The following is a 19744-nucleotide window of genomic DNA, read 5'->3' on the forward strand; positions in this document are numbered from 1 at the left end:
ACATTATTACTTATATTGAATTTTGCAAACTTGAAAAGAAATGGATGAGTAATTAATGGTGTAAAGTATAATTAACAACATAAGTATATCAATAACGTAAGTATAATCAACAATCTAAGCATAATATAGAATTAATATGCAGAAAATTTCGGATAATTATAAAATAAAGACATTTTAGCCTTTTTTATGAGAAGACTAAATAGTATAATATATCTTAGGCAAACTAAGGGCAAAGGCATAGCGATAATTTAAATGGAGTGATATAAGTGAATAAAACTAAAAAGGCAATTTTTGAATCATCAGTAAAGATATTTTCCAAATATGGATATGAAGGAGCTACTATGGATGAAATTGCAGCTAATGCTAAGGTAGCTAAGGGAACTTTATACTATCATTTTAAAAGCAAACAAGAGATATTTGAGTATATAATAACTAAAGGTATAAATATGATAAGAGAAGAAGTAGCAGAAGTGGTTAATGCAGAGAAGACATATATATCTAGGTTAAGAGAGCTATGTAGAGTACAACTAAGTATTATATATAAAAATGGTGATTTTTTTAAAGTTATAATGAGTCAGTTGTGGGGTCAACATATAACAAATTTAAAATTAAGAGATGCTATAGGAAAATATATAGAATTTATAGAGGAAAATTTAAGAGAAGCTATGGAAAAAGGTGAAGTTAGAAAAGGAGAGCCTAAGTTTATGGCTTATACGTTTTTTGGAGTTTTGTGTTCTGCAGCAGTTTACGAGCTTATTAACAAGGATATAAAAGATGTGAATGAGGTAATAGATAATCTTATAACTTATACTATTGAAGGTATAGGAGCTCGATAGTATAAATTATTGTCAAAGGGCATAATTACCATTGTATCCTATTTTGTTAGAATATATAGGAATTATGCTAACTAGCCCTTTGATAAATTTAAAAAAGTATAATTACATTTTCCCAGAGCGCATAATTGATATTAAAAGCCAAAAACCCATTATGGCTGCTATGAAAAAGCCGAATACACCTATAATAGACATATTGTATATTTTAGGACCGGTATTTGAACTAAGAATAAAGGATGATCCTATTATCATTGAAGATATTACTAGGGCAAAGGTGATTCTATTAGCCATTTTATTTAATTCATTTATGGAGTTTTGTAAATTTTTTACTTCTAGCTTAACTTTAGCTCTTCCAGTTAATATACTATCTATAAGTTCAATGCTTTTGGAGGGCAATTTTTTAATACTTTTTAGAAATTTATAAGACCCTATAACTAATTCATCAAAGTTTAGATCTTTTAAAAAATTAAATTTATTGTTGGATTTTACAAATGGAATAACTACATCTACTATTTTAATTTCCGGGGCAATTTCAGCTACTACACCTTCTATTATAACCATGCCTCTTATTAATAAAGTTAAATCCTTTGGAAGCTGGATATTATTTCTTTTGCAAGTATCAAATATTTCTTGAAGTAGAATAGATATTTTTATATTTTGTAAAGAAGTATTTAAATAACTGGCAAAAATATAATCAATATCTTCGTAAAGCTTATTTCTATCTATGAACCCTTTCTTTATTCCTATAGAAAAAACTACAGATATCATTTTATTTATATCATTATAGGCTACAGCTAATATCATATCATTTAAACTTTCTTTTAAAGAAGGTTGAATATGTCCCATTATGCCAAAGTCAATAAAACATATTTTACCCTCTCTTATTATCAAATTGCCTGGGTGAGGGTCACCATGAAAAAAACCATCATTAAACACTTGCTTAAAGTAGCATAAGGCTAATTTTTTACCTATGTCATTTAAATCATATCCATTAGACAGTAGAAGCTCACGGTTATTTACCTTAAAACCTTCTATTTTCTCCATGGTAAGAACTCTTTTGCCACAAAATTTATCTACTACATAAGGAGCATAGGCACATTTAACTTCTTCATTAAGTACTCTAAACTTCTTTATATTTTCCCTCTCAAAATTAAAATCCAGTTCTATCTTTGTAGAATTTATTAATTCATCCAATGCTTCCTTTGGGTCTATTAAAGCATCAGAAAATCTAGCTTTTGTTAGAGAAAAAATCTTGGATAGTATAGAAAGATCCAAATGCATTTTTTCATATATATCGGGCCTTTGAATTTTAACTATAACTTCATCACCAGTCTTTAAGATAGCTTCGTGAACTTGAGCTATAGAAGCAGAAGCTAAGGGTTTTCTATTAAATTTAAAAAACACTTCGTCTATGTTTTTATTAAATTCTTTATAAAAGACTTTATTTATATCCGAAAAAGACTCTTCTATTACGTTATCCTGTAGCTTTGAAAGTTCTTCTATATAGTTTGCAGGAAGAATATCAGGCCTTGTACTTAAAATTTGTCCTATTTTTATAAATGTGGGTCCCAGTTCTTCAAAAGCCCTCCTTAAATTTATAGGGGCCTTAGCGGATTTATTTATTTTAGAGTCTATTATGAAACCAAAGCCATATTTTGTTAATACTCTTATGATTTCTCTAAATCTACGTACGGATTTTCTAATCATATTATTACCTCTGTTTTAAATAATTTTTTATCCTGTGGAGAAATAAATATTAGAATAAATTAATAAGTTCATTAAAATATATTAATCTCAGTATGTATAAAAAGAAAAGCCCGTAAGATTTTAGGCTTCGGGCTTTTAAATGCATTATTGATTGTTTGTCAAAGAATCCAATTTTTCTTGAAGTTTAGATATTTCTTCTTTTAAATTATCCACTTCGTCTTTAGAAACAAAATTCATTTCTTTTAATAAACTAGCCATATCTTCTTTTGTCAATGGCTTATTTTCGATTTTATCTTTTACAGTTTCAGTAGTATTTTTAATATTTCTCTTTAATTCTTCAGATAATTCTTTGCCTTCTTCTACAGTTAATTTACCTTTTTCAACTAAATCGCTAACCATTTTAGAGGCTTTTTCGTAAGTATATGCTGCTGAACCGATACCTGCAAGAAATATGTTTTTTATTTCATTTTTCATAATCATAACCTCCTGAAGTATATTGTTTAAACCCTATGAATAATATTATACTTCAATAAATTTTAAAATAATATAGTACAAAAGTTAATTAACTATTAAATTACCTTAAATAACCTGAGAGTTTGTTTCTTTCCTAGTATATTCTACGTCAGGATTACTTTTTTTATACTCTAAGAATTCCTTTGTAACTTGTGGGAAGGAAAGATAAGACAATATGTCTTCTTCTCTAGTAGAAAGATTTTTTATTTCTTCTTTAGCTTTATCAAAAGCAGGTTCTAGAGTATCTGCAAATCGTCCTTCTATAGGCTGTTCATCTCCAAGAGCTTTTTTCATAACTTCAGGGTTTATTTCTCCTGGAGCTTTTCCATATTCACCTTTACAATAAGCTTTAACTTCTTTTAGTATCATTTTGTATCTTTCACCAGTTAACACGTTAACTGTAGCTTGCGTACCAACCATTTGGCTCATAGGAGTTACAAGTGGTGGATAGCCTAAATCCTTTCTAACTGCTGGAACTTCTGCTAAAACAGCATCTAGCTTATCAAGAGAATTTTGGGCTTTTAGTTGAGATATCATATTTGAAAGCATACCACCAGGGATTTGGTTAACTAATCCTTCTGGTCTTGGAGTTAATACTTTAGGATCTAATGTACCTTTACTTATAAATTCTTCTCTTACAGGTTTAAAGAAATTATTTATTTTAGTTAATTTATCCTTATTTAGACCAGTTTCAAAGCCAGCAGATTGTAAAGCATAGTGTAATGACTCTGTAGGTGGCTGCGCTGTTCCTCCAGCGAAGGATGATATAGCACAGTCTATTCCATCAACTCCAGCCTCAGCAGCTTTATAATAAGCCATTTCAGCAATGCCATTAGTGCAGTGTGAGTGTAGGAATACTGGAATTTTAACAGTTTCTTTAATGCTCTTAACTAAATCATAAGCTATATTAGGCATTATAAGTCCTGCCATATCCTTTATACAAATAGAGTCAGCACCCATATTTTCAAGGCTCTTAGCTAGATTTGTGTAGTTTTCTATGTCGTGAATAGGACTTACAGTATAAACTATAGTACCCTGTGCATGTGCTCCTTGTTTTTTAGTTTCATCCATGGCAACTTCTATGTTTCTATAGTCATTAAGTGCATCAAAAACTCTTATTATGTCCATGCCATTGTAAACAGCCATTTTTATAAATCTTCTAACCACATCATCAGGATAGTGTTTGTATCCTAATATATTTTGACCCCTTAAAAGCATTTGAAGAGGAGTTTTTGTTGCTACTGATTTTATTTTCTTTAGTCTTTCCCAAGGATCTTCTTTTAAATATCTTAAACAGGAATCAAAAGTTGCTCCACCCCAGCACTCTAATGAATAATATCCTGCATCGTCTAGGTCTCTTAAAATAGGTGCAAATTGATCAAATGACATTCTTGTAGCTATCAAAGATTGGTTTGCATCTCTTAAGACAGTTTCTGTTATGTTTATCCTTTTCAATTATAATCACCCCTAACCAAAAATTAACCTAATTTTATTTTAGCATAAAATAGGAAAAAAATCATTCATCACATGCAACAAAAAAGTTATTTTTCAGAAAGGTTTGCAAATTGTTATTCTAAGAAAATGTCTTTGAAAATAAAGGATATTTAAACGTTTACTTAGTTAATGTGCAAATTTTTTGTAAAAAAGCACAAATTCTAATTGAACATTTACATATAAATGAATATAATTATAGAGATAACATAAGGCTTTTAAATATTGAAATAGGAGGATAGAAAGTTAAAGCGCCAGAACTTAAGTTTCACTAGCTAGTTTAAAGTTCGACTAGCCAAATTAAAATTTGGAGTGAATAGAGGAAACTCGGACTGACGTCCGAGTAAGTTCCACTGACCAAATTAAAATTTGGAGTGAATAGAGGAAACTCGGACTGACGTCCGAGTAAGTTCCACTAGCCAAATTAAAATTTGGAGTGAATAGAGGAAACTCGGACTGATGTCCGAGTAAGTTCCACTAGCCAAATTAAAATTTGGAGTGTCACTTAAGTTGACGAGGACGGGGAGTATCGAGATTTCGGCGGATGCCCTGCGGTACACACTACCGAGAGCTATTTATAGAACTAGAAAGTGATTTCTAGCACAAGATAAATGGCAGTGTAAAGGCCTTATTCTATTTTTAAAAATATAAATGGAATAAGAAAGGCGGAATTTAATAATGTGCGGAATAGTAGGATATTTAGGCAAAAAACAAGCAACTACTGTATTAGTTGATGGATTAAGTAAATTGGAGTACAGGGGATATGACTCAGCAGGTGTTGCAGTAATAACTGAAGATGGAAGTATAGATGTAACTAAGTGTAAGGGAAGACTTGCAAACTTAGAAGGAAAGTTAGAAGAAACTCCAGTGCATGGAAATATAGGTATAGGACATACAAGATGGGCAACTCATGGAGAGCCATCTGATGTAAATTCACACCCTCACTCTAATGCAAAGGAAACTATAAGTGTTGTTCACAATGGTATAATAGAAAACTACATTCAGCTAAGAGAATGGTTAATTAAAGAAGGATATACTTTTAAATCGGAAACAGATACTGAAGTTATACCAAACCTTATAGATTACTATTACAATGGGGATTTAGTAGAAGCTGTAATGAATACTGTTAAAAAATTAGAAGGAAGTTATGCTTTAGGCGTAGTTAGTTCTAATGATCCAGGAAAACTAGTGGCAGTAAGAAAAGACAGCCCACTTATAGTAGGACTTGGAGATGGAGAATATTTCATAGCATCAGACATACCAGCAGTATTAAACTATACAAGAGATGTTTATCTTTTAAATGATAAAGAATTCGTAGTGATGGATGAAAATGGCGTTACTTTATTGGATTTGGAAGGAAAAAAGGTAGAAAAAGAAGTATACCACGTAACTTGGGATGCAAATGCTGCTGAAAAAGGTGGATATGAGCATTTCATGGCTAAGGAAATACATGAACAGCCAAAGGTTATAAAAGATACTATGACATCAAGAGTTATGAAAAACGAAAAAATAAGACTTGATGATATAACTATAACAAAAGAGCAAATAAAGAACATAGATAAAATATATATAGTAGCATGTGGTACAGCTTATCACGCTGGATTAATAGGAAAAAATGCTATAGAAAAGTTAGCTAGAATACCAGTAGAGGTAGATGTAGCTTCAGAATTTAGATACAGAGACCCTATTATAAACGAAAGAACTTTAATGATAGTGGTAAGTCAATCAGGAGAAACTGCAGACACTCTTGCAGCTTTAAGAGAGGCTAAGAGACAAAATGCTAGAGTAATAGCAGTTACAAACGTTGTAGGTAGCTCTATTGCAAGAGAAGCAGACGACATACTATATACATGGGCAGGACCTGAAATTGCTGTAGCATCTACTAAAGCCTACGTAACTCAGCTTATAGCAATGTATATTATAGCTCTATTCTTTGCAGAAAACAAAGAGACTTTATCAAAAGAAGAAATAGAAAATATAAAAGAAGAAATGCTTCTTCTTCCAGAAAAAGCAGAAAAGCTTCTTGAAAATGAAGAAGACATTAAAGCTTTTGCAGAAGCAAACTATATTTACAAAGACATGTTCTTCCTTGGAAGAGGCCTTGACTACGCAGTAGCTATGGAAGGTTCCTTAAAACTAAAAGAAATATCTTATATACATTCAGAAGCTTACGCAGCTGGAGAGCTTAAACATGGACCTATAGCCCTTATAGAAGATGGTACAGTAGTTGTAGCTTTAGCAACTCAAGAAAGCTTATTTGAAAAAATGGTAAGTAATATAAAAGAAGTTAAAACAAGAGGCGCTAATGTTCTTGCCTTTGCTATGGAAGGTCATACTGAAATAGAAAAGACTGTGTACTCAGTAAAATACATCCCTAGAACTATAGAACTTCTAGCACCAGTGCTTTCAGTTATACCACTACAACTTCTTTCATACTACACAGCTATAGCTAAGGGTTGCGACGTAGATAAGCCAAGAAATTTGGCTAAGTCAGTAACGGTGGAATAGGAAAGATGTTGTGGCAAATAAAGGTGTTGATTTAAAATAAAGTTACGACCTTTAAAAAAAAGTTGAATTAAAATAAGTAGGTAGCACATACTATATTTATAAGTGTATAGTATGAATTTGTTAAATATTATTGAATATAAAACTATACATTCTTATTTAAAGGGATGTATAGTTTTTGTTTTAGAGGTGTATTAAATGGCTAAAAGAAAGAGAATTTTAAATATAAATAAGATGATTAAAGAGGGAAGAGGTCAGGGAAGAGGAGTAGAATACAAACCATGGATTAAAATTCAAGATGTACCGTCTTTAGGAAGAGCAACAAGACTTAAAGGAATAAAAACAGGGAGACAGCATGAGTTTCTTTCAGATATGGAAACAAATTATTTTTATATTTTAGAGTATACTGAAAACGTTATCGATATTAGAGAGCAGTATCATTTGTTACCGTTAGAGGACACTATTCTTATAGCTAATGAGCTAGGAATAGAACATCCTAAAAACCCTGAAACTGGTGAATTTATAGTGATGACTACAGATTTTTTTATTACTATGATGAAAGGTAAAGAGCCTTGTGAAGTTGCAAGAACAATAAAATCAAAAGATGATCTAATAAATAAAAGGATAATAGAAAAGTTTGAAATTGAAAGAGTATATTGGAAAAAACGGAATATAGATTGGGGCATAGTTACAGAAAATGAGATAAATAAGACTGTATCTCATAATATAAGCTTTAGTCATTCCTATAATGATATAAGAAACTTAGATTGTTTCTACGAAATAGGCGTAAATGAATTGCAAGATTTAATATATGAATTTATAAAAAGAATAATTGATGTCAATAAAAAGATGAGAGAGATTTGCAATCAATTCGATAATGATATGGGCTTGATAAAGGGAAGTGGCTTGAGCATTTTTAAATATTTAATTATTAATAGGATTATAAAGATAGATTTAACAAAGAGAATAGATATTAACAGTAGGATACCAATTAGTATAGGGGAAGAAGCAATTAAGAAGGTGAATGTAATATGATAGCTGTTAATTCTGTATTTCAGTATATAGATGGGGAAAAAATTAGAATAATAGATATAATAGATATGTTTTTATATTTAGTAAACATAGATGCAGCCACATCTATGCCCAAAAAAGAGTTAATTAAGACCATTGAAGAAGAGATTGATAGTGAAAAACTAATTCCAATTAAGGATCCCTTTGTAAAGATAGTTGATGAAAATAAGCTATCAAAAGTGCAAATTTATAAAAGGGAGGAGGATTGGAATTTTATTTTAAAATTTTGGGATAAAAATAGGTATGAACTATTAGAAAAAAGAAGTAGAAATAAAACCTTTAAAGAGATATGTAATTTAAGTGGACTAGGTTTAACAAAAGTTAAAAAGGTATTTAGCAGGTATTGGCAGAGGGGAATGAATAAAAATGCTTTGTTACCTGATTATATAAACTCTGGAGGAAAGGGAAAAAATAAAAAATTATCAAATAATAAGATTGGTAGACCTAAAAAAGGCTGATTATTATGGTGAAGTTATTCAAGGAATTAACATAACTGATGATATAAAGACTCATTTTGAAATTGCTATAAATAAGTATTATAGGAAAAAGAACAAGATGTCTTTAAAAGAAACATATAATTTAATGTTGAAAGATTTTTATTCAGATAGCTATATAGAAGATTATGAAGTTAAACATAGGATATGGGATAAGACAAGAATACCAACTTATGGTCAATTTTATTATTGGTTTAAAAAGTTAGAAGATCCTAAAAAGGATATTATTTTTAGGAAAAGTTCAAAAGAATTTGAATTGAAATATAGACCAATATTGAGCAATTCTACATTAGAGACTAATGGTCCAGGTACAAGATTTCAAATAGATGCCACTATAGCGGATGTATATCTAGCAAGTTCTTTAAATAGAAACAGAGTAATAGGAAGACCAGTTATATATGCAATTATAGATGCTTTTTCAAGGTTAATAACAGGAATATATGTAGGATTAGAAGGACCTTCTTGGATTGGAGCAATGATGGCTTTAGACAATATGATAACAGATAAAGTTGAGTTTTGCAGAAAATACAATATAGAAATATTAGAAGAACAATGGCCATCAAAGCATTTACCAGAAATAATTATAGCTGATAGAGGAGAATTTGAAGGGTATTCAGTAGAAAATTTAATCAATAATTTAAATATAAAAATAGAAAATACATCCCCATATAGAGGTGATTTAAAAGGGATAGTCGAAAGAAATTTTAGAACAATTAATACTAAAATAAAACATAAAACGCCAGGTGCTATACAAAAGGAATTTAGGGAGAGAGGGGATAGAGATTATAGATTAGATGCAACTCTTAATTTAAATGAATTCACCATTATAATCATAAAAATGGTACTTTACCACAATAATCAGTTAATAGATAAGTATCCTATGGAAAAAGAAATGATTAAAGATGGAATAACACCAATACCTCTAAAACTTTGGAATTGGGGAATAGAAAATAAAAAAGGAAGATTAAGAGTTGTGAATCAAGAAAGATTTAGATTAAATATATTGCCAAAGGGCAAAGCAAGTGTATCAAGGGCGGGAATAAGATTTAAAAATTTATATTACGGTTCTAAAAAGGCTATAGAAGAACAATGGTTTATAAAAACAAACATTAGAAGCATAGAGATAGTATATGATCCACGAAATATGAATCAAATATATATTCCATATGACGATGGAATAAATTATGAAAAATGCTATCTGCTAGATGGCAGTATGCAATATAAAGATTGCATACTAGAAGAAATTATATTTAATGAGGAACTATCATCAGAGTTAAAGGAACAGGAAAAAAATAAGCAAACTCAAATAAATATAGACTTAGATAAAGAAATAGAAGAGATAGTGAAAAAGGCTCAAAAAGAAAAGCAAAAATCTATAAGTTATGATGAAAGTAAAAATAAAAAAATAAAAGGAATAAGAAACAATAGGACAGTTGAAAAAGAAGTAAATAGAATAGCTGAAGCTTTTGATTTAGGAGAAGAAAAAGGGGAAATTAAAGAAAAGGCCGAGATAATTCAGTTACCTACAGATAAAGAGAAACAGAGTTCTAAGGAACTTACGGGAAAGGCGAGGTTGATGGAAAAGTTAAGGAAGAAAAGAGATGAAGAGCGTGAAAAATAATCAAAATATTATAATTCTCAAAGGCGATACAGAGAATGCAAATTACAAAACTCAGAAAATAGAAGAATACTCTAATAATCCCTTTATAGAAGCATTGCCTAATATATTCACAGAAGATGATGTGATTGATAGATTTAGCGTTATATCAAGAATAGATGAAAAGGACAGGAATATGGAGTCTAATCTAAGATATCACATAATAAAAAGAGCTAAAAACTTTGTTCAACCATTACCAGTTCATTTTACAGTGGAAAGAAGATTATCATCACTTATTAGAAGAGGATATTTGGCTAGAAATCCTATAAATAAAAGTTATTTTGAGAGGTTAAGGATATTAAATGGGCTTAGAGATGAAGAAGTATACGATGATACCTTATTAGAAGAAAGAATGAGCAATATACGCTCTACTGCGGATAGTTTAGCTATAATAGGTATCTCAGGGATAGGAAAAACCACAGCTATAGAAAGATTGCTGCTTATGTATCCTCAAATAATAAAACATGAAGAGTATAAAGGACAAAATTTTAGTAGAACACAAATAGTATGGCTTAAAATAGATTGTCCTTATGATGGAAGTTTATCTACACTATGCAAGAGCTTTTTCAAGGCAATAGATGATTTACTTACAACTAGATATTTAGAGAAATTTGGATATGTAAATAGGGTAACATCTAGTATGATGTTACACATGACATCACTAGCCAGTATTTATGGCATAGGAGTGCTGGTTATAGATGAAATTCAACAATTATTAAATTCTAAAAATGACATGGAGGAGATGCTTAACTTCTTTGTTACATTAAGTAATACGGTAGGTATACCAACAGTATTAATAGGTACGTCTAAAGCCCAAAGGATATTTAAAGGTAACTTTAGACAAGCCAGAAGAGCAGCAAGTGAAGGGGCTATAATGTGGGATAGAATGCCTAAGGAAAGTGAAGAATGGGGCTTCTTTTTAGAAACATTATGGGATTTTCAATGTTTAAAAGAAAATACAATATTAACAGATGAAATAAAAAATGCTTTTTATGATGAATGTCAAGGTATAACAGCAGTAGCGGTAAATTTATTTATACTTTCCCAAGAAAGAGCTTTAAGTGAAGGAAAAGAAAAAATAACAGTGAGTATTTTAAGAACTACAGCTAAAGAGGATTTACATATGATTAAACCTATGATAAAAGCCCTTAGAAATAATAATATGTTAGAGGTTATGAAATATGAAGATATATCTATAAATTTAGATGATATATCAATTAATTATAAAAGAGATATTGAATTAATAGGAAAGTTAGAAGAATCATTTAAAGAGAGAAATAGCACTGTTGAACTTAAAAGAAGAAATACTGTAGAAAACCTAGTTATGGATTTATCGGCTATAGGAATATTTGAAGAGTTAGACAACATTGATATTAAAAATCTATGTGAGAAACTAGTAAAGAGCATACCTGTAAATGAAGAATATAATTCAATAAAAGCTATGGCTATAAAGGCGACAATGGAGCTTAATGAAAAGAAAAAATTAAATAATAAGTTAAAAGAAAATCGGAAAAATAAAAAACAAAATCAAGGGTTATTAGCTCTATTTGAAATAGCTAAAAAGAATAAAAAACATCCATATGAAGTTTTGAAAGAAGAAGGATATATAAAAGCTCCTATTGATGAATTTCTTATGGTCAAATAATAAAATTAGTGGGGAATGGGCGGTTAAAAAATGTAATTATGAAGGAGATTTTATAAATGGTACATTTTTTTACTGACCCTTATAAAGATGAACTTATATATTCTGCAATTGCAAGATATCATTATTATACAGGAAATATAGATTGTAAGGATACTTTAGAGGAGTTGTTTGGAAAAAGAAGTGTTGTACCTAGTTTAGAAATAGGAAGTAATATAGATACTTTAGCTAAGAATTTAGGCGGAAATTATACAGCAGACAATATTATAAAAGAGCATACTATATTTCCTTTTTATAGTGCTTTTTTGCCGATAAATAGAAAAGAACAACTCTTACAAGAAATTAAATATGAAGATGGAAGTGGAGTTTATACTAAATTAGGATTGGTGTCAGGTAGTATATGCAAAAAGGATGGTATATATTATTGTGCTTCTTGTGCAAAACGGGAGATTAAAAACTATGGAGAGCCATTTATCCATAGAGAACACCAACTACAAGGGGTATTTGTTTGTCCACACCATGGAATGGAGTTAAAAAAGTACCCTATAGATAAAAGTAATTCAAGTAGAATCCAATTTATAAGGCTAAATAAAGAATTATTAGATTTAGAAAACGAAACATCAATATATAGTAAATATCGTGACAATTTATACAAACTATCTAAGTCTGCATATTGTTTGCTAAAATCAGATTTAAAAAATATTTCTAAGGAAAAAGTTCTAGATAAATACAAAAATATTCTATATTTTATGGGTTTAACAAATTCAAATAGAAGAATAAGGCAAAATGATTTATATGAACAATTTATCAGCTTTTACGGTAAAGATTTTTTAAAAATAATGGAATCTAGTATAGATAATGATGATGAATATAATTGGCTTAGATTAATAACAAGAAATTTAAAGAGAACGGTTCATCCCATAAGACATTTGCTATTAATAAACTTTTTAGAAGGGGATATACAGGAATTCTTTAAAGATATTGATAATGAATACAATCCCTTTGGAGAAGGGCCTTGGCCTTGTTTAAATAAAGTAGCAGAGCACTATAAACAAAATGTTGTAAAGAATTTAAAGATAACGGAAGATTATAAAACTAGGCTGCCTGTTGGAACATTTACTTGTGAATGTGGTTTTACTTATTCAAGAAAAGGGCCTGATAAAAAGCAAGATGATAAATATAAAATAGGAAGAATAAAAGATTTTGGATTTGTTTGGGAAAACCAATTAAAGGGATATTTAAAAGAAGGTAAATATGGTCTTAGAGAATTAGCAAGGCTTATGAATTGTGATCCTAAAACTGTAATTAAATTTGATAGATTGTTTAAAATAAATTACTTTAGTCATTCACCTAAATTAGAAGAAAAATATGAAAATTTTATAAAATACGATATGACGGATAAGTATAAAAATAGCATTTTAAAGAATATAAAAATGAATCCTACATTATCAAGAACGCAAATAAGGGAAATTGTAAGAAAGAATATACATATTTGTATCGAAGAGATAAAGAGTGGCTACTTAATGTGTTACCACAAAGGATTAGAAAATATAATTACAACAAAAGAGTGGATTGGGATAAAGGAGATAAGGAAATTTTGCATTTAATAAAACTTAAATATAAGGAATTAATAAATGAAGATATACCTGTTACAATAACAAAATCAAGTATGGGAAAGGCTACAGGAGTTTTAGCAGCTTTAGAAAAAAACATTAATAAGCTACCTAAAACAAAAAAATATTTGAGTGAAATTATCGAAACGGTACAACAATTTCAAATTAGAAGATGTAAAAAGCTTATAGACGATAAATTAAAAAATCAAGAAGATATTATACTTTGGAAAATACAGAGGGAGGCTGGAATTAGTACTAAGGATTTTAAAATAATTGAGGAAAAAGTTTTAAAGAATAACAATATAAAAAATCGTGGGGGAAAGTATGAGCAAAATATCAATTAAAATAAAAGATTGGCCTTTTAAAAGAGGGGAAAAAGCTAAATTAATATGGATAGGAGGACCATTTAAACAAAATAATAAATGGGTGTTTTATGCTTATTTTAGAGGAGATAATTCTACAAGAAAAGCTATGTTAGATTGGGCAAGTATACATTTTTTATCAGTAGATAAATATTATACAGATGGGAACTTGAATAATGGAGAGGTTTTAGAAAATCAAGAAACAATAGATATAAACTTAAATAACGTTAAAGCACAATATATAGAAAGAAATTGGGAGGTATGGGGTACTGGATTTAGAGATAAAACTAAATCTAAGACCTTTAATTTTAATAAAAATGGATTGTTATATACTATTCCAATAATTGAAGTAATAAGAGCTGTTTTAGCACCAGATAGATTCATGTTAAATAGAATAGTGGAAATGGATACATTAGAAAATTATTTTACATATGAAATAGAACAAAGTAAGTTAAGTATTCATTTTACTTTACAGTATGAAAAAAATCTTTTGAAAAGTGAAAAGATAAATCATTTAGCATGGATACTTACAAATCCTAAAGTATTTAAAATGTTTAATAGCATAGGAAAAAATATGTGGGAAATGCAAGAATTAAAATTTGATTTCTTGTTTAATAGCTTTAATATAGAAGCAAGAGTTGAAAGAAAGGAAAAATATATTAGGATATTGGAAATAGTAGCTCTTAGAAGAAAAAAGATAAATGTAGAAGAGGTAAATATATATCACCCAAGTCTAGAGGAATCTGTTACAACCAATGAAACTAAAAAGAGAAGTTATTTTAATAAAAATATTGGAAGTGAAAGAGAATTAGATTCAAAAGCAGATGGAGCAGCAAAAGCTTCAGAAGAAATAAATACATTATTAATTAGTCATGAATATGAGATAATGCCTAAAATAAATAAAATTAAAAGTGGCAGAAAAATAAGAAGAAATAAAGAGGATGAAAATACCAAAAGATATATTTTAGAAAATGAAAATTTAAGAACTACAGCGGATGAAGGCGGGGAAAAGTTACTTAAGGGATTGGAGTTCACGAGTATAGCAAATGTAAAAGAAAAAGGCGAATTACAGGAATTTATAGAGCTATTAAAGTTATTAGAAAAGAGACAAGCTGTAAGGTCAGTAGAAATAATAATTGGAGAATTACCTGAAGGTAAAAAGGGCAAGAGGTTTTCTAAACTGAGTGATAGAATAACTAAGAGAAAGTATGGTATTGGAAAAATAACTATGATGGATAATGAAGTTTGTAGCTTAATAGAAGTTGAGAGAGAAGATAAGGCTTTATCGATGTTGTTGTTAAAAGGTAATATATTGGTGAATTGGAAAAAGATTTATAGTATAATATTATTAGGATTAGTTGATGAAAGTGGTAAATGGAGCAATAATGCTATTTACAAGATAAGACAAAAAGGAATTGATATTTGTAGAAATAAACATATTAAAAGAAGTATATATGATAAAGAAATTCATATTTATGAGAAATTAATATAGGTTTTGCATATTAGGAGGGGGTAAAGTGGTAAATAAAATAAAAAGTTATTTTGACGATTTTACATTTCACTCAAGAGTTATGCCAGTATTGGTAGTTTCTATACCAATTATATTATTATGGATTCTTAAGGGTATACAAACTGATACATGGGTTACTAATACTATTTATACATTAGTTATTATAGCATTTATATCATTTGCTGCGATGGCAGCAAGAGAGAGAGGAAAAAAGTTTCAGAATAGAATGTATGATAAATTAGGCGCAATGCCAACAACAATAGTATTGAGATATAGCGATAAAACTTATGATGAAATAACAAAAACACGATATCATAAAAAATTAAATAAGTCAGTTGAAGGAGTTTGCTTACCAATAGAACCTAAAGATGAAACTAGAGAATCAGATAAATACTATGAGTCGGCTATGAATTGGCTTAGAAATTATGCTAACTCAAATCGTGATAAAGAACCAAGGGTTTATCAAGAATTAAAAAAGTATAATTATTGGAGAAATTTATATGGTTTAAAATTTTTTGCTATTATTTTGTATAGTCTAGTTGGAATAAGAGAATATTTCATAAATGATAGTTTTAATTGGAAAGAACTTATTACTAAACCATATCCACAGTATATGGCATTTATATTTATGATATTTAGTATTCTAATGTTTGTTATTTTCGTAAATAAATCAACAGTAGAGAAGAACTCTTTTGATTATGCAAAGTCATTAATAGAAGTATGCGAGAGAATTTAATTGAGTTTAGACAAATATTTTTTATTTTGAGTTATGAAAATATTTTTAAGTTAAATTAAATATGATTATGACGAATATATCAAAATTTATGAGGAGGTTCATATTATGGCAAAGGTACAAACAGATAATAAAATTACTTTTTTCCCTGTAGGAAATGGTGATACAACACTAATTACACTTAAAGATAGTACAAATGTATTAATGGATTGTAATATTACTAAGGATTCGAGTGATGAAAATGTTATAGAAAGGTATGATATAATAGAATATTTACGAGAAACACTACCTAAAGATGATGACAGCATGCCTCATTTAGATGTTTTTATACTTTCTCACCCTGACATTGACCATTGTAGAAGTATAGAAAAACACTTCTATTTAGGTGATCCAAGCAAATATGATAAAGAAAAAGATAAAATTTTAATTGATGAACTTTGGTTTGCGCCAGATGTTTTTTGGGAAGAAGATAAAGATTTAAATGAGAGTGCAAAAGCTTTTAAAAAGGAAGCTAACAGAAGAAAGAAACTTTATGAAGATAAGAAAAGTGAAAAATCAAATCCAGGTAACAGACTTAGAATGATTGGTTCAACTGACAATGAAGAACTAGGAGAAATAAAGAGTATTACAACTGCAGCTGGGGAAACAGTAAATCTTATTAATGGAAAAATACAGGATGATTTCAAGTTCTTTGTGTTAGGTCCTGTGAAAGATGAAAGTGATGAACCTGATGTTGAGAGGAATAAACGTTCAATAATACTCAAAGCAGAATTTAATATTGATTCTAAAGAAGTTAATAATGTAGTTATACTTGCAGGTGATAGCAGAATTGAAAATTGGAAGAGAATTATGAGTAAAAATAGTTTAGACAGTCTTAAATTTGATATTTTTATGGCTCCTCATCATTGTTCATGGTATTTCTTTTCAAGTGAGGATTATAAAAATTCTCCACCTGCAGATGATGAAATAATAAGTTTTATTGAAAATGGCAAAGATGATGGAAACGTAAGAGTAATAGTAGCTTCATGTAAAGAAATTAAAAGGAGTGAGGATAATCCTCCTCACTATAGAGCTGCTAATCTTTATAAAAAGGCTGTAGGAGATGATAATTTTTATTGTTTATCTGAATATCCATCTACAGATGAACCCAAACCATTAATTTTTACATTCACTAAAAATGGCCCATTAAAACAAGAACCAGAAGAAGTTACAAAAAAGAAAATGTCATCAGTATTAATTAACACAGCTTCAACACCTAAAAGATATGGTAGATAAATTAAAAGCTATATCTGAACCATATAAGATAAATGATGACTTTTCTAACTTTTACAATGGGTTGATAGCGTGTGATAATGTTAAGAATGTTGAATTGTATAGGTATACAAAAGATTCTGTTATAGTAAGATTAGAACTCAAAATAAACTTACCTTGTAGAAAAACTACAATGGATGTTGACATAAAATCAATTGAACCTATTGATTTTATATGTTATACAAGAGAAATAAGATATAAGGCACCAGTTGTTTTTTCTAGAAGATTAGACTTTCCTTTGGAGAAGTTACCACACACTGTAGCTTTGTGTAAGGGACTTACTTATATATGTTTACATAGAGGGAGCATTGACGATTGGTATATAGAACATTCAGTTGAAGATTTTATTAATAGAATTCGTAATTGGTTTAGTGATGCTGCAAGTGGTAATTTAATAAGGCTAGGGGACGATTTTGAACCTATGATTCTTTACAGGGAAACGGGGAATGCAGTATTTTCATATGATATGCTTACAGAGTTTATTGAAGCATACTGGCGTGAAAATAAAGGAAAAAGTGGTTTTGCTTATACTTTATGTTGTGTTAATAATAGAGAGGAATCCAAATCTTTAGATATGGATAAAAATAGTTTTTCAGTTCAAATATTAGACATAGTTAAAAGAAAAAAATTAGGTAGCTTTTTACGACAATATAATAAAAAGCTTACCCAAAAGAATAGCAGGTATTTTGTAGGCATAGTTGTTTGGAGTACAGAAAGCTCTCGCTATAGTGAATATTTTAGATTAATTACGATGGAATTAGAAGAACTATATGCGTTTAATGAAAAACTAGGTAATGAGTTTAAAAGGGCTTTAAAGATTCTTAAGGATAGAAATATACCAGATAAGTTTTTATTAATATCGGCAATAAATAGACCTACTAAGGTAATTGGATTTAATAAAAATATTGAGTTTGTAAATTATATATTCAAAATTAAAAAAATAACTAATGCTCATACAACAAAGATAGAAGGAGATGGAAGGGCTTTAGCACTTAGTCATTTAGAACCACTAAGTAGAAGATTAGCCGCTGATATATCAACCTTAGCATCTGAAAAAAATCCTAAAATATTATTTGTTGGAGCTGGTGCATTAGGCTCAAAAGTTATATTTCATCTTGCGAGAAATGGATATACAAACATTACAATTATAGATGAGGATATATTATCACCTCATAATCTTGTAAGACATGCATTATTTTCTGATTCAATATCTAGAAATAAAGCGGAAGATATTGCGAATAAGCTTAATAATATGTATATTTTAGATAAAGATAGATATTTTAAAGCTTTTCCTGTATCTTTTATTAATTATGCTGAAAATAATGGTTTAAGTCAGTATGATGTTTTAATAGATTGCTCTGCATCAAAATCAGTTTTTTCATTTCTCGGCAATTATACAGGAAAATTACCTTCAGTAGTTATTAGAGCTGAACTTGCCAACAAAGGTAAACTAGGGTTAATTATTAAAGAAGGTGTAGATAGAGTCCCAAAAGTTGATGATATTGAAGCTAGTTTATTTAATTATGCTCGTTCAAATAATGAGGTATCTGATTGGTTAAAAAGATTTAAAAAGTTAAAGTATAATCTTGAAGATGGACAATTTGAGGATATAACTATTGGTTTGGGATGCAATACAAATACTATGCGACTTTCAGATAATATTATTTCTTATCATGCGGCTGTCTTTTCAAGTTATATAAAGAGAACTCTTATAAATGAAAATGGAGAAGGACAATTTTTAATTTCTTATTTTAATGAAGATAATCTTTCAAAAAACTATTGCAGAACAGTTTCTTTACAAGATTTTATTACAGTAAGCTCTTCAGATAATGAATGGACTACTAAAGTTTATAGAAAGACTTATGAATGCATATTATCTGAACTTAATAAGTGTAAACCAAATGAAGCTGGAGGTATATTATTAGGAAAAGCAAATATAGAGGATAAAGTTATTTATGTAACCGATATATATATACCTAAAGATAGTGAAAGGTGGCCTTATTTATTTGCTAAAGGAACTGAAGGTACAAAAGAACATCTAAAAAATATCAATGATATTACAGGTGATATGATATATTATGTTGGTGATTGGCACACACACCCAGAACATTCAACTAATATGAGTTGTACAGATAGGAATTCTCTAATTGAATTACATGAACTATTAAAGAAGTATTCTTATCCTGCTCATATTATGATATTTAATGAGAAAGAAGTTAGTTCTTATGTAATGAATTAAGAGATCAATGTATATAAAAAATAAAATATCCTAAAAAGTAAGCTGTAATTGGTAAGATAGAAT

At 29.1% G+C, this 19744-nt stretch carries 15 protein-coding genes; 12 read left to right on the forward strand and 3 right to left on the reverse strand.

The window, feature by feature from the left end:
- Positions 1–266 precede the first annotated feature (266 nt).
- A complete protein-coding gene (locus tag CC89_RS14310) occupies positions 267–836 on the forward strand; it encodes a TetR/AcrR family transcriptional regulator (protein WP_035293197.1) in 570 nt (189 codons plus the stop codon).
- A 102-nt stretch (positions 837–938) separates the two neighbouring features.
- Here the strand turns inward: CC89_RS14310 and CC89_RS14315 are convergent, their stop codons facing one another.
- The 3 genes from CC89_RS14315 to CC89_RS14325 form a co-directional block, all read right to left on the reverse strand.
- On the reverse strand, positions 939–2540 hold the full coding sequence (locus tag CC89_RS14315) for an ABC1 kinase family protein (RefSeq protein WP_035293199.1): 1602 nt from the start codon (positions 2538–2540) through the stop codon (positions 939–941).
- Positions 2541–2684: 144 nt separating this feature from the next.
- Complete coding sequence (locus tag CC89_RS14320; RefSeq protein WP_035293203.1) at positions 2685–3014, reverse strand: phasin family protein; 330 nt, start codon at positions 3012–3014, stop codon at positions 2685–2687.
- A 105-nt stretch (positions 3015–3119) separates the two neighbouring features.
- Positions 3120–4508 (reverse strand): pyruvate carboxylase subunit B, encoded by a 1389-nt coding sequence (locus tag CC89_RS14325; RefSeq protein ID WP_035293205.1) that lies wholly within the window; start codon positions 4506–4508, stop codon positions 3120–3122.
- 714 nt (positions 4509–5222) lie between these two features.
- On the opposite strand from CC89_RS14325, the gene glmS reads away from it, so the two are divergent.
- The 11 genes from glmS to cap2-3 all read left to right on the forward strand — a co-directional run bounded on the left by glmS (position 5223) and on the right by cap2-3 (position 19681).
- A complete protein-coding gene (glmS, locus tag CC89_RS14330; protein WP_035293208.1) occupies positions 5223–7052 on the forward strand; it encodes a glutamine--fructose-6-phosphate transaminase (isomerizing) in 1830 nt (609 codons plus the stop codon).
- Between the two features lie 195 nt (positions 7053–7247).
- A complete protein-coding gene (locus CC89_RS14335) occupies positions 7248–8084 on the forward strand; it encodes a heteromeric transposase endonuclease subunit TnsA (protein ID WP_035293211.1) in 837 nt (278 codons plus the stop codon).
- Positions 8081–8578 carry a hypothetical protein gene (locus CC89_RS21200; RefSeq protein WP_286161358.1) on the forward strand — a complete coding sequence of 166 codons (498 nt, stop codon included), beginning with the start codon at positions 8081–8083 and terminating at the stop codon, positions 8576–8578. Before CC89_RS14335 ends, CC89_RS21200 begins: the two co-directional genes overlap by 4 nt.
- Positions 8556–10235: a TnsB C-terminal domain-containing protein gene (locus CC89_RS14340; RefSeq protein ID WP_286161359.1), complete on the forward strand. Its 1680-nt coding sequence runs from the start codon at positions 8556–8558 to the stop codon at positions 10233–10235. The genes CC89_RS21200 and CC89_RS14340 overlap by 23 nt, the downstream gene beginning before the upstream one ends.
- Positions 10216–11916 carry an ATP-binding protein gene (locus tag CC89_RS14345; protein WP_185750764.1) on the forward strand — a complete coding sequence of 567 codons (1701 nt, stop codon included), beginning with the start codon at positions 10216–10218 and terminating at the stop codon, positions 11914–11916. Before CC89_RS14340 ends, CC89_RS14345 begins: the two co-directional genes overlap by 20 nt.
- Before the next feature lie 56 nt (positions 11917–11972).
- A complete protein-coding gene (locus CC89_RS14350; RefSeq protein ID WP_051931790.1) occupies positions 11973–13520 on the forward strand; it encodes a TnsD family Tn7-like transposition protein in 1548 nt (515 codons plus the stop codon).
- Positions 13439–13870 carry a TnsD family Tn7-like transposition protein gene (locus CC89_RS19605; protein WP_286161360.1) on the forward strand — a complete coding sequence of 144 codons (432 nt, stop codon included), beginning with the start codon at positions 13439–13441 and terminating at the stop codon, positions 13868–13870. The genes CC89_RS14350 and CC89_RS19605 overlap by 82 nt, the downstream gene beginning before the upstream one ends.
- Positions 13851–15380 carry a Tn7-like element transposition protein TnsE gene (locus CC89_RS14355; protein WP_051931794.1) on the forward strand — a complete coding sequence of 510 codons (1530 nt, stop codon included), beginning with the start codon at positions 13851–13853 and terminating at the stop codon, positions 15378–15380. The genes CC89_RS19605 and CC89_RS14355 overlap by 20 nt, the downstream gene beginning before the upstream one ends.
- 25 nt (positions 15381–15405) lie before the next feature.
- Entirely contained in the window at positions 15406–16134 is a 729-nt protein-coding gene (locus tag CC89_RS14360) for a hypothetical protein (RefSeq protein WP_035293217.1), read from the forward strand.
- A 105-nt stretch (positions 16135–16239) separates the two neighbouring features.
- Positions 16240–17406 carry an anti-phage 6A-MBL system MBL-fold protein gene (mblB, locus tag CC89_RS14365; protein ID WP_035293220.1) on the forward strand — a complete coding sequence of 389 codons (1167 nt, stop codon included), beginning with the start codon at positions 16240–16242 and terminating at the stop codon, positions 17404–17406.
- Positions 17396–19681, forward strand: coding sequence for an anti-phage 6A-MBL system cap2_3 protein (cap2-3, locus tag CC89_RS14370; RefSeq protein WP_035293222.1), 2286 nt, complete (start codon positions 17396–17398; stop codon positions 19679–19681). The genes mblB and cap2-3 overlap by 11 nt, the downstream gene beginning before the upstream one ends.
- The last annotated feature ends 63 nt before the right edge of the window (positions 19682–19744 follow it).

It is taken from the genome of Clostridium sp. KNHs214 (assembly GCF_000744935.1).
Lineage (GTDB): Bacteria > Bacillota > Clostridia > Clostridiales > Clostridiaceae > Haloimpatiens.

Bases quoted from the DNA above. Each gene is read 5' to 3' on its own strand.
- CC89_RS14315 (WP_035293199.1), bottom strand. From the start codon at position 2,540: ATGATTAGAAAATCCGTACGTAGATTTAGAGAAATCATAAGAGTATTA.
- CC89_RS14320 (WP_035293203.1), bottom strand. From the start codon at position 3,014: ATGAAAAATGAAATAAAAAACATATTTCTTGCAGGTATCGGTTCAGCA.
- glmS (WP_035293208.1), top strand. From the start codon at position 5,223: ATGTGCGGAATAGTAGGATATTTAGGCAAAAAACAAGCAACTACTGTA.
- CC89_RS14335 (WP_035293211.1), top strand. From the start codon at position 7,248: ATGGCTAAAAGAAAGAGAATTTTAAATATAAATAAGATGATTAAAGAG.
- CC89_RS21200 (WP_286161358.1), top strand. From the start codon at position 8,081: ATGATAGCTGTTAATTCTGTATTTCAGTATATAGATGGGGAAAAAATT.
- CC89_RS14345 (WP_185750764.1), top strand. From the start codon at position 10,216: ATGAAGAGCGTGAAAAATAATCAAAATATTATAATTCTCAAAGGCGAT.
- CC89_RS14350 (WP_051931790.1), top strand. From the start codon at position 11,973: ATGGTACATTTTTTTACTGACCCTTATAAAGATGAACTTATATATTCT.
- CC89_RS14355 (WP_051931794.1), top strand. From the start codon at position 13,851: ATGAGCAAAATATCAATTAAAATAAAAGATTGGCCTTTTAAAAGAGGG.
- mblB (WP_035293220.1), top strand. From the start codon at position 16,240: ATGGCAAAGGTACAAACAGATAATAAAATTACTTTTTTCCCTGTAGGA.
- cap2-3 (WP_035293222.1), top strand. From the start codon at position 17,396: ATGGTAGATAAATTAAAAGCTATATCTGAACCATATAAGATAAATGAT.